The sequence below is a fragment of the Micromonospora sp. PTRAS2 genome (assembly GCF_054052245.1).
Genome location: NZ_JBSWBU010000001.1, coordinates 904,390 through 920,817 on the forward strand (window position 1 = coordinate 904,390; position 16,428 = coordinate 920,817).

Annotated in this window: 12 protein-coding genes; 3 read left to right on the forward strand and 9 right to left on the reverse strand. The window is 73.1% G+C overall.

What is annotated here, in order from left to right; genetic code table 11:
• Nucleotides 1–6: 6 nt before the first annotated feature.
• A complete protein-coding gene (locus tag ACVMYR_RS04325; protein WP_077935355.1) occupies nt 7–1,323 on the reverse strand; it encodes an aminotransferase-like domain-containing protein in 1,317 nt (438 codons plus the stop codon).
• Between the two features lie 306 nt (nt 1,324–1,629).
• On the opposite strand from ACVMYR_RS04325, the gene ACVMYR_RS04330 reads away from it, so the two are divergent.
• Entirely contained in the window at nt 1,630–2,295 is a 666-nt protein-coding gene (locus ACVMYR_RS04330) for a GNAT family N-acetyltransferase (protein WP_077935354.1), read from the forward strand.
• Between the two features lie 54 nt (nt 2,296–2,349).
• Here ACVMYR_RS04330 and ACVMYR_RS04335 read toward each other — a convergent pair whose 3' ends face one another.
• The 7 genes from ACVMYR_RS04335 to murJ form a co-directional block, all read right to left on the reverse strand.
• Entirely contained in the window at nt 2,350–3,519 is a 1,170-nt protein-coding gene (locus ACVMYR_RS04335) for an N-acetylmuramoyl-L-alanine amidase (protein ID WP_077935353.1), read from the reverse strand.
• Between the two features lie 150 nt (nt 3,520–3,669).
• Nucleotides 3,670–3,993, reverse strand: a complete 324-nt coding sequence (gene trxA / locus ACVMYR_RS04340) for a thioredoxin (RefSeq protein WP_043960991.1) — start codon at nt 3,991–3,993, stop codon at nt 3,670–3,672.
• 77 nt (nt 3,994–4,070) lie between these two features.
• Complete coding sequence (trxB, locus tag ACVMYR_RS04345) at nt 4,071–5,024, reverse strand: thioredoxin-disulfide reductase (RefSeq protein ID WP_353900085.1); 954 nt, start codon at nt 5,022–5,024, stop codon at nt 4,071–4,073.
• 212 nt (nt 5,025–5,236) lie between these two features.
• Nucleotides 5,237–6,208: a hypothetical protein gene (locus ACVMYR_RS04350; protein WP_457121142.1), complete on the reverse strand. Its 972-nt coding sequence runs from the start codon at nt 6,206–6,208 to the stop codon at nt 5,237–5,239.
• Nucleotides 6,205–6,987: an RNA polymerase sigma factor SigM gene (gene sigM, locus ACVMYR_RS04355; protein ID WP_043960985.1), complete on the reverse strand. Its 783-nt coding sequence runs from the start codon at nt 6,985–6,987 to the stop codon at nt 6,205–6,207. Before sigM ends, ACVMYR_RS04350 begins: the two co-directional genes overlap by 4 nt.
• Before the next feature lie 43 nt (nt 6,988–7,030).
• Nucleotides 7,031–8,635, reverse strand: a complete 1,605-nt coding sequence (locus ACVMYR_RS04360; RefSeq protein ID WP_457121143.1) for a protein kinase family protein — start codon at nt 8,633–8,635, stop codon at nt 7,031–7,033.
• 469 nt (nt 8,636–9,104) lie between these two features.
• Nucleotides 9,105–10,850 (reverse strand): murein biosynthesis integral membrane protein MurJ, encoded by a 1,746-nt coding sequence (gene murJ, locus ACVMYR_RS04365; protein WP_077935349.1) that lies wholly within the window; start codon nt 10,848–10,850, stop codon nt 9,105–9,107.
• A gap of 126 nt (nt 10,851–10,976) precedes the next feature.
• On the opposite strand from murJ, the gene ACVMYR_RS04370 reads away from it, so the two are divergent.
• Nucleotides 10,977–12,437, forward strand: coding sequence for a CCA tRNA nucleotidyltransferase (locus ACVMYR_RS04370; protein WP_077935348.1), 1,461 nt, complete (start codon nt 10,977–10,979; stop codon nt 12,435–12,437).
• Nucleotides 12,438–12,678: 241 nt separating this feature from the next.
• Nucleotides 12,679–14,754 (forward strand): S8 family serine peptidase, encoded by a 2,076-nt coding sequence (locus ACVMYR_RS04375; protein WP_228986594.1) that lies wholly within the window; start codon nt 12,679–12,681, stop codon nt 14,752–14,754.
• A 159-nt stretch (nt 14,755–14,913) separates the two neighbouring features.
• On the opposite strand, the gene ACVMYR_RS04380 is transcribed toward ACVMYR_RS04375, so the two are convergent.
• Nucleotides 14,914–16,425 carry a flotillin family protein gene (locus ACVMYR_RS04380; protein ID WP_077935346.1) on the reverse strand — a complete coding sequence of 504 codons (1,512 nt, stop codon included), beginning with the start codon at nt 16,423–16,425 and terminating at the stop codon, nt 14,914–14,916.
• Nucleotides 16,426–16,428 lie beyond the last annotated feature (3 nt).

The following is a 16,428-nucleotide window of genomic DNA, read 5'->3' on the forward strand; positions in this document are numbered from 1 at the left end:
CCGGAATCATGCCAAGTCGGGTCCCGGGGTGTCCGCGCCGGCCTGCCCCCGCCGCGAACCGGGACGACCGACGGTGCCGCCGAAGACCCGGCGCATGGCGATGTCCTGCTCCATCACGCCGGCCAGCCGGCGCACCCCCTCCCGGATCCGCTCCGGCGTGGGGAAGGAGAAGTTCAGCCGCATGTTGCCGGTGCCGGTGCCGTCGGCGTAGAAGCCGGTGCCCGGCACGTAGGCCACCCTGGCCGCGATCGCGCGCGGCATCATCGCCTTGGAGTCCAGGCCGTCGGGCAGGCTCGCCCAGACGAAGAGGCCGCCGGTGGGCCTGGTCCAGGTGGTGCCGGCCGGCATCAGGTCCTCCAGCGCGGCCAGCAGGGCGTCGCGGCGCTCCCGGTAGACCTCCCGGTAGACCTTGAGCTGCTCGCGCCACGGCATCGTCCCCAGGTAGGTCGAGACGGCGGCCTGGGCGTACCCGCTGGGGCAGAGGATGTTCGCCTCGCTGGCGATGACCAGCTTGTCGCGGACCGCGTGCGGGGCCAGGATCCAGCCCACCCGCAGCCCCGGGGCGAAGGTCTTGGAGAAGGTGCTGAGGTAGAAGACGCCGTCGCGCCGCCGGGCCCGCAGCGGCCGCGGGGCGTCACCCTCGAAACCGAGCTGCCCGTACGGGTCGTCCTCGATCACCAGCAGGCCCGCGCGCTCGCAGATGTCGAGGACCCGTTCGCGCCGTTCCTCGCTGAGCGTCACGCCCATCGGGTTCTGGTACGTCGGGATGGTGTACAGGAACTTCACCCGCCGCCCGGCCCGGGCCAGCTCGGCGACCGCCGTCTCCAACGCCTCCGGGATCAGCCCGTCGTCGTCCATCGGCACGTGCACGACCTGTGCCTGGGCGGCCTGGAACACCCCGAGCGCGCCGACGTAGGTCGGCCCCTCGGCGAGCACCACGTCACCCGGGTCCAGGAAGAGGCGGGCCACCAGGTCGAGCGCCTGCTGCCCGCCGACGGTCACCACCACGTCCTCCGGGGAGGCCCCGCAGGACGCGTCGATGCCGGAGAGCGCCATCACCTCGCAGATCCGCTCGCGCAGCTCCAGGGTGCCCTGCCCGATGCCGTACTGCAGGGTGGTGACGCCGTGCTCGGAGCCGAGCCGGCCGAGCATCTCGCCCACCGCGTCCAGTGGCAGGGCGGCGATGTAGGGCGCGCCGCCGGCGAGGGAGACCACCTCGGGCCGGCTGGCCACCGCGAACAGGGCGCGGATCTCCGAGGCGGTCATGCCCCGGACGCGCCGGGCGTAGCGGTCGGTGTAGTCGTCGAGCGTCGTGCCGGTCATGACATCACCTCGATCGCGTGTCGGGCGGCTCCCGCCCCCCGGGGGTACCCGGGACACCGCAGACCATGGCGGCACGGGACGCAGACCACCGATGGTAGTCCTTTCCCGCTCGGACGGGCCGATCGATTTGCCGGCCGTCCACATCCCGGACCGGCCCTGCGGCGCAACGGCGGGCCCGGATGGGCGCTGCGGGGTGTTTCGCGCGTCCCCTCCCGTACCGCCGTCCGGCGGCGTACGATCGCTCGTCGGAGGCGCCGAAGGCGGCGGCGTCGTTCTCGCCTCCGAGCCTAAGGTGGGGATGCGCCGATGTCGCGACGTCTGGTCAGTTTGACCCTCGACACCCTGGAGGACCTGCCCCGGCCGTGCCGGCAGTGCGTCCACTGGGAGCTTGATCCGGTTTCGGCCGACCGGGCGTGTGCCGCCGGCGACCCGGGGCTGGAGAAGGAGGCCTGGGTCTCGCAGACACTGCTGGAGTGGGGCTCCTGCGGCAAGCTCGCGTACGTCGACGGCATGCCCGCCGGGTTCGTCATGTTCGCCCCGCCGGCCTATGTGCCCCGGTCGATGGCGTTCCCCACCTCCCCCGTCTCCGCCGACGCGGCGCTGCTGATGACCGCGCACGTGGTCGCGCCCTTCGCCGGTGGCGGGCTCGGCCGGATGCTGGTGCAGGGCGTCGCCCGGGACCTCACGAAGCGGGGCATCAAGGCGATCGAGGCGTTCGGGGACGCGAAGTTCGGCGACGAGGGCGACCCGGCGGGCGGGTGCGTGGCCCCCGCCGACTTCTTCCTGTCGGTGGGCTTCAAGACGGTCCGCCCGCATCCCCGCTTTCCCCGGCTGCGGCTGGAGCTGCGCACCGCGCTGAGCTGGAAGTCCGACGTCGAATACGCCCTGGAGAAGCTGCTCGGGTCGATGAGCCCCGAGACCCTGCTCCGGCCGGTCCGGCCCGCCCCGGCGACCCGCTCCACCGGCGGCTGACCGGCCGGCGTCCGGCCTCGCACACGCGCCACCGGCTGTCCCGGGGCGGGCGGCTCAGTTCGCGCCCACCCGGCGACCTGCCGCGACCGCCGCGCGCAGCGCGCTGACGTCGATCGAGCCGGTGGGCACGTCCCGTTCGATCGGGAAGTACATGCGCTGGACGGCGGCGACGATCGCCTCGACCAGCCGGTCCCGGAACCGGGGGTCGACCAGCCGCCCCCGGTCGGTGGGCGACGTCAGGTAGCCCACCTCCACCCGCACCGCCGGCATCCGGGTCAGCCGCAGCAGCTCCCACGTCTTGGCGTGGGTACGGCAGTCCCGCAGGCCGGTGCGGGCCACGATCTCCCGCTGCACCAGCCCGGCCAGCCGCTCGCCCGTCGCGGAGGTGACCCCGTTGCCGGTGCCGTAGTGGTAGGTGGCCACCCCCTCCGCCTCCGGGTTGGCGTGCCCGTCGGTGTGCAGCGAGATGAACACGTCGGCACCGAGGGAGTTGGCCAGCTGCGCCCGCTCGGCGTCCGGCAGGCAGCTCTGCGGCGTCGGGCCCCGGGTGAGCTGCACCCGCACGCCCGCTGCCGCGAGCCGCCCCTCCAGCCGGCTGGCCAGGTCGTGCACCAGGTCGGCCTCGGTCCAGCGCAACGGGCCGTCCGGCACCACCACCCCGGGGTCGGTGCCGCCGTGCCCCGGGTCGATGACCACGGTCCGGCCGACGAGGGTCGGGCCGGCCTGCCGGATCGCGTCGGACTCGCGCAGCCACTGCGGCCGGCCGCCCACCACCTTCCGCCCCAGCCTGCGCAGTGTCCCCATGGTCTGCGGGCCGCAGGAGCCGTCCGGCTTGAGCCCCATCTCGCGCTGGAACTGGGCCACCGCCCGCGAGGTGCGTACGCCGTAGACGGCGTCGGCGCGTCCCACGTCGTACCCCATCTCCAGCAGGCGTTCCTGGAGCGACCGGACGTCCTCGCCGGTCAGCGGCTCCGGCACCGCGTGGTAGAGGGTGCGCGCGCCGAGCCGCCAGCGGGCGGCGTCCAGGGCGCGCCAGGTCTCCGCGCCGACCCGCCCGTCGACGCTGAGCCCCCGGGACTGCTGGAACGCCCGCACGGCGCGTTCGGTGTCGGCGTCGAACTCGTCGCCGGCCGAGGGCCCGGCCGCGAGCAGGTCGAGACCGGTCAGGACGGCGCGGATCTCGCGCACCGCCGGTCCACGGTCACCGGGTCGGATCGGACGCACGCTCGCCCCCTTCGCAGGGTCGCCGGCCGGCGGCTCCCGGGTTGAGGCTATGCGGTCCGGCCGCCCGGGGTGGCGGTGTCCGCGCAGGTCACGGCCCGCGAAATGCGAAACCCCGCACCCAACGGGGTACGGGGCTTCGCGTAGCGGCTGTCAGAGCGCGGACTGGATCAGCTTGACCAGCTCGCCCTTCGGCTTGGCGCCGGCGATCGACTGGACCGGCTCGCCGTTCTTGAACACGGTCAGGGTCGGCACCGACATCACCCGGTACGCGCGCGCGGTCTCCGGGTTCTCGTCGATGTTGAGCTTGACGATGCTGACCTGGTCGCCCATCTCGCCGGCGATCTCCTCGAGCAGCGGCGAGACCTTGCGGCACGGGCCGCACCACTCCGCCCAGAAGTCGACGAGCACCGGCTTGTCGGACTTCAGCACGTCGACGGCGAAACTCGCGTCGGTGACCGCCTTTGTCGCTCCCACTATGACCCTCCTACGGGGGTTGCGATGTGTTCCTTCAGTCGTTTGGTGCGCCACCCGGGAAGCCCGGGGTGCGGCGCTCAGCCTTCGAGCGTGGCGATGAAGCGCTCGGCGTCGAGGGCGGCGGCGCAGCCGGTGCCGGCCGCGGTGATGGCCTGCCGGTAGGTGTGGTCGACCACGTCACCGGCGGCGAACACGCCCGGGATGCTGGTGCGGGTGCTGGGGGCCTGCACCTTGACGTACCCCTCGTCGTCCAGCTCCACCTGGCCCCGGAAGAGCTCGCTGCGCGGGTCGTGGCCGATCGCCACGAAGACGCCGGTGACGTCGAGGACCTTGGCCTCCCCGGTGTGCACGTTGCGGACGCGGACGCCGGTGACCTTGCCGTCGTCGCCGAGGACCTCCTCGACCACGCTGTTCCACTCGACCTTGATCTTCTCGTTGCCCAGCGCCCGCTCGGCCATGATCTTGCTGGCCCGGAACGAGTCGCGCCGGTGGATGATGGTGACCGACTCGGCGAACCGGGTGAGGAAGCTGGCCTCCTCCATCGCCGAGTCGCCGCCGCCGACGACCACGATGTGCTGGTTGCGGAAGAAGAAGCCGTCACACGTGGCACAGGACGACACGCCGTGGCCCAGGTATTCCTGCTCGCCCGGCACGCCCAGCGGGCGCCAGGCGGAGCCGGTGGAGAGGATGACGGCCTTCGCCCGGTATGCCGTCTCGCCGACCCACACGGTGCTCACCGCGTCGGAGCCGACGCTGCCGGTGTCGGTCAGCTCGACCCGGGTCACGTCGTCGGTGAGGAACTCGGCACCGAACCGCTCGGCCTGCTTGCGCATGTTGTCCATCAGCTCGGGGCCGAGGATGCCGTCGGCGAAACCGGGGAAGTTCTCCACCTCGGTGGTCGTCATCAGCGCACCGCCGGACTGCACGCCCTCGATGATCAGGGGCTTGAGGTTGGCGCGCGCGGCGTAGACCGCCGCCGTGTAACCGGCCGGCCCGGAGCCGATGATGATCAGGTTGCGGACCTCGTCCACTGCCGTCTCCCGATGTGTGTGGTCGCCATCGGCACGCGCACCGATGCCGGTCGGAGCGTCGACGCCGCGCAGACGCCGACTACTGACTTGCAGAACGTCATCGTACGAAGTGGGGATTCCCGAGCCGGTCATCCGGTGGGTCACGTCACGTGGAAGAACGGCAGATGTGAATCAGGCGCGGCCGGTGGAGGCCCGCCGGGCCGGCCGCGGCCTCACCCTACCCGCGTCCGGTAGCGGGTGTCGGCACCGGACCCGGGCACCCCGCACTCGGGGCCGCTCACCCACGCCCAGCGCTCCCCGGACGGGTCGACGAAGCGTACGACCAGCGCCGGCGCGCCCCGGAAGCGCGCGTAGTCGACGAGGTCGACGGTGAGCGGACCGGCCCCGTGCTCGGCGCTGACGGCCGTGAGGCAGTCGGCCAGGGCGGCGGTGCCGGTGAGTCGGCCCAGGTCCCCGACGGCCGGCAGCCGTTCGCCGCTGTCGCCCCCGACGGGCGCGTCCGGCCCCGACCCGAACGACCTCGGCGGCTCGCTGGCACCGGGGGACGGCCGATCGCCGGCGGCCAGGGTCTCCGGCGTCCAGTCGGTGCCCGAGCGCCGCGGCGCGCCGGCGACGGTGAACGCGCCGCCGCCCGACTCCGCCTGCGCGCTGATCGCCCGGTCGGCCGTGCCGCCACTCTGGTCGCTGTCGCCGACCACCTGGTTGAGCCCGAACCCGACGGCGACGACCGAGGCCGCGGCCAGGGCCACCGGCCCGGCGAGCCGCGCCCAGCGCCGCCCACGACCCCCGGGGCGGCCGGTAGCCGGGCCGGGACCGCCGGCGGGCCGGCGCGTACCGCCGGTGGGCTGGGCGGGCACCCGGCCGACCCGGACCGGTTCGGCGAGGCCCGCCCGGTCGGGCTGGTCGGTGACACCGGCGGGCGTGCCGGGGCCGGCACCAGCCAGCGCGGCGGTGATCCGGTCGGCGACCACCGGCGGCATCTGCGGTGCGGGCCCGGCCCAGGCCGCGAGGGCGTCGCCGACCGGGGCCAAGGCCGCCGCCAGCGCGTCGTGGGCCTCGGCCCATGCCGGGTCCTCCGCGACGAGCCGCGCCACGACCGCCTCGTCGGGGGTGCCGTCCAACGCGCCGCCGAGGTAGTCGGCGAGCAGGTCGAGGTCGACCTCCCTGAACCCCCCGGCAGTCACGAGTCCTCCTGGTTGGCGACGCGCCGGGAGCGTCCCGACCCTGATCGGACGCCGTCGGCGGGCCGGGGGTTCCCCTGGGTGACGGCGGGCACGTCCGGGCCGTGGGAGCCGTCGGCACCGGCGCGCGGCGAGGCCAGCCGCACGGCGGGGCCGGGCTGTCGGCCCGCCCCTGCGGCGTCGCCGGCCGGGCCGTCGGGCAGTGCGCCCGTACGCAGGTGCCCGAGGGCGACGGCGAGCCGGGCCCGACCCCGGGCGCAGCGGCTCTTGACCGTCCCCTCGGCGACGTCGAGGATGCGGGCCACCTCGGCCACCGGGTAGCCCTGCACGTCGACGAGGATCAGCGCCGCCCGCTGCTCGACGGGCAGTTCGGCGAGCGCCTGCCGGACCACCAGGGCGGTGTCGTGGTCCTGGACGGGGGCGGCGGGCTCCAACCCGCCGGTCGACGGGCCGCCGTCGACGCCGTGCGTGCCGTCGGGCAGCGGGACGGTCGGGTGCGCCTGCCGGCGGCGGATCCGGTCGAGGCAGGCGTTCACCACGATCCGGTGCAGCCAGGTGGTCACCGCCGAGTCGCCCCGGAACCGGGCCGCCGCCCGGTGGGCGGACAGCAGCGCGTCCTGGAGGGCGTCGGCGGCCTCCTCACGGTCGCCGAGGGTCCGCAGGGCGACCGCCCAGAGCCGGTCCCGGTGCCGGTGGAACAGCTCGGTGAAGGCGTCCCGGTCACCGGCGACGTGGGCGCGCAGCAGGTCGACGTCGCTCGCGCGCTCGCCGTGAGCGTCCATCACCGCGCCCGATCGCTGCGGTGCCCCGTCGCCGGGCCCCGGTTCACGACCCCTGGACCGTGATCTCCTGGACGCCGACCTGGTAGCCCCGGTCGTTCGTGGGCAGCTCGGTGATCCAGAACAGCAGGTAGCGGTATTTCGCGTCGGCGTCGAAGCCGTTGAAGGTCATCGTGGTGCCGTCGTGCTGCTCGAAGGGCTGCCCGATCGGGTTCTTCTTGTAGCTGGCGAACAGCTCCTTGTCGCCCGCCGACGTGGGCGGCGGGTCGGTGGTGCCCGCGAACAGCTGGGCGGAGGCCCCGGTGGCGGAGAGGCTCACCTGCACCGACTTGACGGTGCGCTCCTCGCCGAGGTCGATCCAGACGCCCATGCCGCTCTTGGTGTTGCCGAAGTTCGACCGGGTGTAGGTGTCGGTGTCCCAGCCCTTGTCCGCGTCGCCGTCGATCACCTTCTCGGCCCCGCCCAGCTCGTCGCGGAGCTTGCTGTCCGGGTCGACGATGCGGACCTCGGTCACCGACAGCTTGCGCACGGCGGCGGCGGGGGTCGCCTCGGTCGCCGGGGCGCTGCTGGACGGCCGGGCCACCGGCTCGGTCTCCGGCGTCTCGTCGTCGTTGCCGAGGATGCTGATGCCGATGAGCAGGCCGACGAGGGCGACCGCCAGCAGGCCGGCGATGCCGACGGCGACCTTCCGCCCGGCGACCGAGGCCAGCGGCGACGGCTCCTCGCCGTTGTCGGCGGCGAACCGCAGCGGGCCGGCGGGCTCCAGGTAGCCGTCGTCCTCCACCGGGATGTCCAGCCGGGCCAGCTCGGCCGAGAGCACGTCCGACGGCGGCGGGGCGATGCCGGCGTCGAGCAGGTCCATGGTGAGGTCGTCGAGGTAGGCCGGCACGCCGGCCCGGACCTGGCGGGGCGCGGCGATCGCGCCGCTGGCGTCGCGCACGGCGTCGGGGATCGCGGCCCGGCCGTGCCCGGCGGTGGCGCCGTGCAGCGGGGCCTCGGCGTGCGGCCAGTGCCCGGTCAGGGCGAAGTAGAGGATGCCGCCGATCGCGCGGACGTCGTTCTCCTGGCTGTCGGCGCCGTCGGTGCGGGCGTCGGCCAGGACCACGCGGCCCTCGTCGCTGATCATGACGGTGCCCGGGTGCACGTTGCCGTGCACCATGCCGGTGGCGTGCACGGCCGCCAGCGCGCTGGCCACGGCGTTGCCGATCGCGGTCGTCCGGCCCGGGTCGAGGGGGCCGTCGGCGACCATCTCCCGCAGGGACCGGCCGTCCACCCACTCGCGGACCACATACGCCCGCTCGGCCTCGTCGATCGCGTCGTACACGCCCACCAGGTTGGGGTGGATCACCCGGCTGGCCGCGACGGCCGCCTGGAGCATCTCGGTGGCCGAGTCGCCGCCCGGGTAACGCAGCACGACCGCGACCGGGCGGCGCAGCACCACGTCGACCCCGCGCCAGACCAGCCGGCCCGCGCTGTCGTTGTTGATGTGCTCGACCAGCTCGTACCGCTCGGCGAGGATCTCACCGGCCGTGGGAGCACCGAAGGTCATGATCGGCGGAGCGCTCTCCTCCGCCTGCTGACCCTCGCCGACCTGGGTCACCCGTCCTCCCTCGGTGATCGTGTCGATCGATGGACCCGCGCTGCTGGGCATCTGGCTTCCCGCTCTGCCTGTTGAGGAACCGACCGACGGTCTCGACGCGGAGCGCCGGGGTCAGCCGTACCCGTCGAGAGCGACCTTACCCGGGTTGCCGGCCTCCCCGACATGTCATCTTCCCGGCGTACCCGGCTGAGGTGCCGGGAGTGGCCGCGCCTGTCCGGTTACGACCGTTGTCGGCCGCGTTGCTGGCACATGTACTAGCCAATCTAGAGGTTGACGGCAAGTAGTCGTTGCAGGGGCCGCGTCGGTGTGGCGTCCGGGCGACGGCGACGGATTCCCCGCCGAACGGCCCGCCATGCTCAGCCTTACGGTTGGTTGTCCACAGGGCCTTATGGCTGCTGAGCGGCGAATCGCTGAGTTATCCACAGGGCTGTCCCCAGCCTGGTGATCCTCGATCACGCTCCGTGTCTGCCAAGCGGAGGGCCCGCTCGACCGACCGGCCCGAAGCGGCCAGCGGGCCCGGTCAGCGGCCGAGGCGGCGGCGGACCATCCCGACCACCTCGGTGATCTCGCCGATCCGCAGCACCATGGCCAGCCCGAGGTACGTCCCCGCGATGACCGCGCCGCCGACGACCAGCCGGAACACGGCCTGCGGCCAGCTCAGCGTGTCGCCGCCCGGCAGCAGGTTTACCACGAGCAGGCCGGCCAGCGCGGCACCGAGCGCGGCCACCAGGACCTTGCCGAGGGTGCGCAGGATCCCGCCCAGCCCGATCCGGCCGACCCGGGGCCGCAGCAGCAGCGCGGAGAACACTGCGGCGGCCAGGTAGGAGACCGCGTTGCCGATCATCATCCCCGCCGCCGCGAAGGTGGCGGAGAAGGCGGCGAACAGCGCGATCTGCACGCCGATCCGCAGCGCCACCACCGGAATGTTGATCAGGGCCGGGGTGCGGGTGTCCGGGAGCGCGTAGAAGGCGAACGTGAACAACTGGCTGACCGCGAACGGGACCAGGGCCAGCGCCGCGACCAGCAGCACCAGCGAGGTGGCGGTGGCGTTCTCGTCGCTGAACGCGCCGTAGCGGAACAGCGTCACCGACAGCGGGCCGGCGAGCACCGCGTAGCAGACCGCGATGGGGGCGAGCACCGCCGTGACCGTCCGGGTGCCCCGGGACAGGTCGGCGGCGAGGTCGGCGTACCGGCCGTCGGCGGCGGCGGCGCTCATCCGGGGCATCAGCGCCGTGATGATCGACACGGCGATGATGCCGTGCGCCATCATCAGCAGCAGGAAGACGTTGTTGTAGATCAGCGGGCCGGCGGCGTTCTCCCGGCCGGCGCGGTTGAGCAGGTTGAACAGGACGATCAGGCCGATCTGGCTGACCGCCACGTAGCAGAACATCCACGCGCCGAGCCGGCCCAGCTCGCCCAGGCCCAGCGCCCGGAAGTCGAACCGCAGCCGCCAGCGGAACCCCACCTTGCGCAGGGCCGGCAGCAGCCCGGCCGCCTGGATCGCCACCCCGAGCAGGGTGCCGCCGCCGATCAGCAGGATCCGCCCGGTGGTCATCTGCTCCGGGTCGACGATCTCCGCGCCGAAGATGGCGATGTAGAGGCCGACGGTGCCGATCACCACGAGGTTGTTCAGGATCGGTGCCCACATCGGGGCGGCGAAGTGCCCCCGGGTGTTGAGCACCGCGCTGATCAACGCGCTGAGGCCGGTGAAGAAGATCATCGGCAGCATCAGGTACGACAGTTTGGTGACCAGCGACTGGTAGTCGCCGCTGGACTTGTCGCTCGCGTACAGCGCGGTCAGCAGCGAGGCTCCCGCGACGGCGAGCAGCGCCGCGACGGCCAGGGTGACCACCGCGAGCGTCAGCAACCGCTGCGTGTACGCCTGCCCCCGGTCCGCGTCGGCCTTGCGACGGCGCACCAGCACCGGGATCAGGACGCTGGTGAGGATGCCGCCCAGCAGGAACTCGTAGACCATCCCCGGCAGGATCTGCGCCGTCGTGTACGCGTCGCCGACCAGCGCCCCGCCCAGCGCGGCGGTCAGCGCCAGCGTGCGCAGGAAGCCCGTGCCCCGGCTGACCAGGCTGCCGATCGCCATCACCGCGCTGTTCGTCGCGGCGCTGGCCTCGGCGACCTGCTCCTGGGGCGGCGCGGTCGACTCGATCGCGGGCTGGTTCAGCGGTTCCGCCGAGATGAAGGTGGCGTCGTCGCCGGGGGGCCGGCCGCCGCCCTGCGCGGCGTTCGCGCTGCGGTAGAGACCGCCGCTCATCTCCAGCCTCCCAGGGGTACGTCGGAGCCGGGCACCGGCCCGCACACCATGACCATAGTCAACACCTGCTGGTTACCCGCGCCCGGCGGATCAGGCCCCCGACCCGACCGATAGGCTGGCGATCCCATGTCCGAAGCCTCCGCACCCCACGCCGCCGACCGCCGCGAACTCACCGCCGCGCAGCGCAACGCCGTCGCCGAACTGCTCCGCGTCTCGCCGGTCGCCGACGAGCTGGGCCGCCGGTTCGCCGACGCCGGCCACGAACTGCACCTGGTGGGCGGTTCGGTGCGCGACGCCCTGCTCGGCCGCCTCGGCGACGACCTCGACTTCTGCACCGACGCCCATCCCGACCAGACCCTGCGGATCGTCAAGGGCTGGGCCGAGTCGATCTGGGAGACCGGGCGGGAGTTCGGCACCATCGGCTGCCAACGCGACGGGCTGCGGCTGGAGATCACCACGTTCCGCGCCGAGGCGTACGACCAGGTCAGCCGTAACCCCGTCGTGGAGTACGGCACCAGCCTCACCGAGGACCTCAGGCGTCGCGACTTCACCATCAACGCGATGGCGGTGAGCCTGCCCGCGCACCGGTTCACCGACCCGCACGGCGGTCTCGACGACCTCGCCGCCCGGGTGATCCGCACCCCCGGCACCCCCGCCGAGTCCTTCGGCGACGACCCGCTGCGGATGCTGCGGGCCGCCCGGTTCGCCGCCCAGCTCCGCTTCGCGGTGCACCCCGACGTGCGGGCCGCGATGACCAGCATGGCCGCCGACCTCGACCGGATCACCGCCGAGCGGATCCGCGACGAGTTCACCAAGCTGCTCTGCGGCGCGGACCCGATCACCGGCCTGCGGCTGCTGGTCGACACCGGCCTGGCCGACCGCTTCCTGCCCGAGCTGACCGGGCTGAAGCTGGAGATCGACGAGCACGCCCAGCACAAGGACGTCTACGAGCACACGCTCACCGTGGTCGCCAACGCAGTGTCGTACGAGACCGACGGGTGTGACTTCGTCCTGCGGATGGCCGCGCTGATGCACGACGTCGGCAAGCCGGCCACCAAGGCCGTCGGGCCGGACAGCCGGGTCAGCTTCCACCACCACGAGGTGGTCGGCGCGCGGCTCACCAAGGCCCGGATGAAGGCCATGCGATACCCGAAGGACGTCACCGCCCAGGTGGTCAAGCTGGTCGGCCTGCACCTGCGCTTCTACGGGTACGGCCGGGGCGAGTGGACCGACTCGGCGGTCCGCCGCTACGTCACCGACGCCGGTGACCTGCTGGCCCGCCTGCACAAGCTGACCCGTTCGGACTGCACCACCCGCAACCGGCGCAAAGCGGCGGCCCTCGCGGCCGACTACGACGCGCTGGAGGAGCGGATCGCCCGGATCGCCGCCGAGGAGGACCTCGCCCGGGTCCGCCCCGACCTCGACGGCAACGCCATCATGGAGCTGCTCGGCGTGCCGCCGGGGCCGATCGTGGGTCGGGCCTGGAAGCACCTCAAGGAGCTGCGCCTGGAGCGCGGCCCGCTGGACCGCGACGAGGCCGAGGCGGAGCTGCTGCGCTGGGCCCGCGAAGAGGGCGTCGGCGGCTGATCGCGGGTCCGCCGGGACGGCGCGGCGCTCCGATCGCGCGTCCTGTCGGGAAACTGACGACGCGACGGTAGCGTATCGACCGATCGGCTGAGGTAATTCCCTTCGGCCAGCGTCCATGATGATGCAACATCATCGTGGCCTCCTGTCCATTTCAGTGTGAGGCCTGATTCATTGTTCTCGGCCGTCCGAGGTGGACGGCCGATGCTGCAACGGGGAGATCTCTTTGACACGTCGTGGCGTAATGCGCCGCTCTGCGGTGGCCGGGCTCGCCCTCGCCTCCGCGACCTCCATCGCCCTCGCCACCACCGGCGGCGCGGCGATGGCCGAACCCTCCGCCCCGGCCAGCCCGGAGCCGGCCGGCGTCGAGGCGTCCAGCCTGGACGCCGCCGGCAACCCGGTGCGGCCGAACCTGACCGCGCCGAAGCGGTCGCAGGCGCGTGACGCCCTGACCAAGGGCGTCGTGCCGGGCCGCTACATCGTCAAGCTGAAGAACGGCAAGGCCGCCGCGAGCACCACCCGCAGCACCGTCAAGGCGCTCACCAAGGCCAACGGCGGCAAGGTGCGGAAGGTCTTCACCGGGGCCCTGCGCGGCTACTCCGCGCAGCTCACCCCCGCCGAGGCGAAGCGGCTGGCGGCCGACCCGGACGTCGCGTACGTCGAGCCGGTCCGCAAGGTCTCGGCGAGCGGCACCCAGACCAACCCGCCCTCGTGGGGCCTGGACCGCATCGACCAGACCACCCCGGCGCTGAGCAAGTCCTACACGTACCCGTCGTCGAGCGGCGTCACCGCGTACATCATCGACAGCGGCATCAACATCAACCACCAGGACTTCGGCGGCCGGGCCAGCTCCGGGTTCGACGCGATCGACGGCGGCGACGCCGCCGACTGCAACGGCCACGGCACGCACGTGGCGGGCACGGTGGGCGGCACGACCTACGGCGTCGCCAAGGATGTCGACCTGGTCGCGGTCCGCGTGCTCGACTGCGAGGGCTACGGCTCGACCGAGGGGGTCGTCGCCGGGATCGACTGGGTGACCAACAACGCCCAGAAGCCCGCGGTGGCGAACATGAGCCTCGGCGGCGACGTGGACCCGGTGCTGGACGACGCGATCGCCACCTCCATCGGCCAGGGCATCACCTACGTCGTCGCCGCCGGCAACGAGGCCGACGACGCCTGCGCGTACTCGCCGGCCCGCGCGCCGGCCGCCATCACCGTCGGCGCCACCGACCGGGTCGACATGATGGCCGGCTTCTCCAACTACGGGACCTGCCTGGACACGTTCGCCCCCGGCGTGGGCATCACCTCGGCGTGGATCGGCGGCACCACCGCGACGGAGACCATCAACGGGACGTCGATGGCCGCGCCGCACGTGGCCGGCATCGCCGCGCAGCTGCTCGCCCAGAACCCGAACTGGACCCCGCAGCAGGTGCGCAACGCCGTCGTCACCAACGGCGTCTCCGGCGCGGTGCTCGGCCCGGCGGGCAGCATCGACCGGCTCGCGCACGTCGGCGCGACCCCGGTGGCCCGCACCAACGTCGGCCTGCGGGCCCGGGTCAACGACTCCCTCGTCGTGGCCGAGAGCGGCGGCTCCAAGCCACTGATCGCCCGCAGCTGGCAGCTCGGCGGGTGGGAGAAGTTCGACGTCGTCTCCGTCAGCAGCGGGGTGGTCGCCCTCAAGTCGAAGGCCAACGGCAAGTACGTCGCGGCCGACGGCAGCGGCAGCAAGCCGCTGATCGCCAAGAGCACCGCGATCGGCTCGTGGGAGAAGTTCCAGCTCGTCAACAACACCGACGGCAGCGTCAGCCTCAAGGCGCAGGTCAACGGCAAGTACGTGGCCGCCGACGGCGCGGGCACCAAGCCGCTCCTCGCCAAGAGCGCCAGCATCGGCGCCTGGGAGAAGTTCGACTTCGAGGCGCCCAACCCGATCGTCAGCGTGAAGGCCAAGGCGAACGGCAAGTTCGTGGCGGCCGACGGTGGCGGCAGCAAGCCGCTGCTGGCCCGCAGCACCTCGGTCGGTTCCTGGGAGAAGTACGAGCTGGTCGACCTCGGCTACGGCTGGATCGCCTTCCGGGCCCTGGTCAACAACAAGTACGTGACGGCGCAGAGCGGCGGTTCCCAGCCGCTGCTGGCGAAGGCCGGTTCGATCAGCGACTGGGAGGCGTTCTACGTCGGCTGGCACCACCCGGACGGCACCGTCCACCTGTACGCGAACGCGAACGGCAAGATCGTCAAGGCGGACAGCGGCGGCAGCAAGCCGCTGATCGCCAAGAGCACCTCGGTCGGCGCCTGGGAGCAGTTCACCATCGGCCTCGCCTGAGGATCCCGCACCACATCCGGCGCCCGTCGGCACCGCCCCCAACGACCGGGGTGGTCCGGCGGGCGCCGGCCTTTCCCGGGACGGCCGAATCCTCCGTACCGAAAGCGAAGCCGGCCGGGCCCACGACGGGCCCGGCCGGCTTCGTGATGCTGATCAGGGTCAGCGGTCGACGGCGGTCCCGTCCACCGTGGTCGCCTCGGTGCCGGCGTTGCGCGCCGCGCCCAGCTTGGCGAGCAGGCCGGCCAGGTCGATGCCCGTCAGGTCGGTGCCGAGCTGGAGGCCCTGCGCCACGTTGCTCGCCACCGACTTGGTCAGCGACGACGCCCCGTCGGTGGAGATGACGGTCAGCTTGTCGATCGCGCCGATCGGCGCGCTGGCGGCCTCGACCACCTGCGGCAGCACCCGGACCAGCAGGTCCAGGACCGCGGCCTCCCCGTACGCGGCGAACGCCTCGGCCTTGCGCGCCATCGCGTCGGCCTCGGCCTGGCCCTTGGCGAGGATGGCCGCGGCCTCGGCCTGGCCCTCCCGCTCGACGGCCTCGGCGATCGCGGACCGGCGACGCTGCTCGGCCTCGCCCTCCTTGGCGCCCTCGATGGCGTTCGCCTCGGCCAGCGCGGCCCGGCGGGCCCGCTCGCCCTCACCGGTGAGCCGGGCCTGCTCGGCCTCGGCCTGTGCGGCGGCGATGGTGGCCTGCCGCCGCGCGTCGGCGTTGAGCACCGCCGCGTTGCGGGCCGCCTCGGCCTCCTGCTCCACCTTGTACCGGGCGGCGTCGGCCGGCTTGCGCACCTCGGTGTCGAGCTGGCGCTGCTTCAGCTCGGCGTTGCGCTCGGCGACCTTCTGCTGCTCCGAGAGGATCGCCTGGTCCCGCTCGGCCTGGGCGAGCGGGCCGGCCGCCGCCGACTTCGCCTTCGCCGCGTCGATCTCCGCCTGGATGGCGGCCTGCTTGAGCGACAGGTTCCGGTTCGCCTCGGCGATGGCCTCCTCGGCGAGCAGCCGCTCCTGCTCGGCCTGCTGCCGGGCCCGGGCCTCGGCGATCGCCGCGTCCTTGAGCACGCGGGCCGCCTCCGGCCGCCCCAGGTCCTGGAGGTACGAGCCCTCGGCCACGATGTCCTGGAGCTGGAAGGTGTCCAGCACCAGGCCCTGGTTGGTCATCGAGTGCTCGGCCTCCTCGGCCACCGCGCTGGCGAACGCCGCCCGGTCCCGGATGACCTCCTCGACGGTGAGCCGGCCGACGATCGAGCGCAGCGCGCCGGCCAGCACCTCGCGGGTGAAGTTGTCGATCTCGTCCTGCTGGTGCAGGAAGCGCTGCGCGGCGGCGCGGATCGCGTCCTCGGTGCCGCCGACCTTGACGATGGCGACGCCGTGCAGCTCGGCCCGGATGCCCTGCTTGCTCACGGCGCCCTTGATGCCGACGTCGATGCGGCGGCTGGACAGGTCGAGCGACTGGAGCTTCTGCACCACGGGCAGCACGAACACCGACGCGCCGAGGACGACCTTCTGGCCGGACATGTCGGTGGACCGGCCGCCGTCGGCGGTCTCGGTGGTCCGGCCCTTGCGGCCGGTGACGATGAACGCCTCGTTGGGCCCGGCGACCTTGATCCGGGACAGCACGAACAGGACGAGGACGACGACGAGGAGTACCGCGCCGCCGATGGCGATGAGAAGGGGCATACG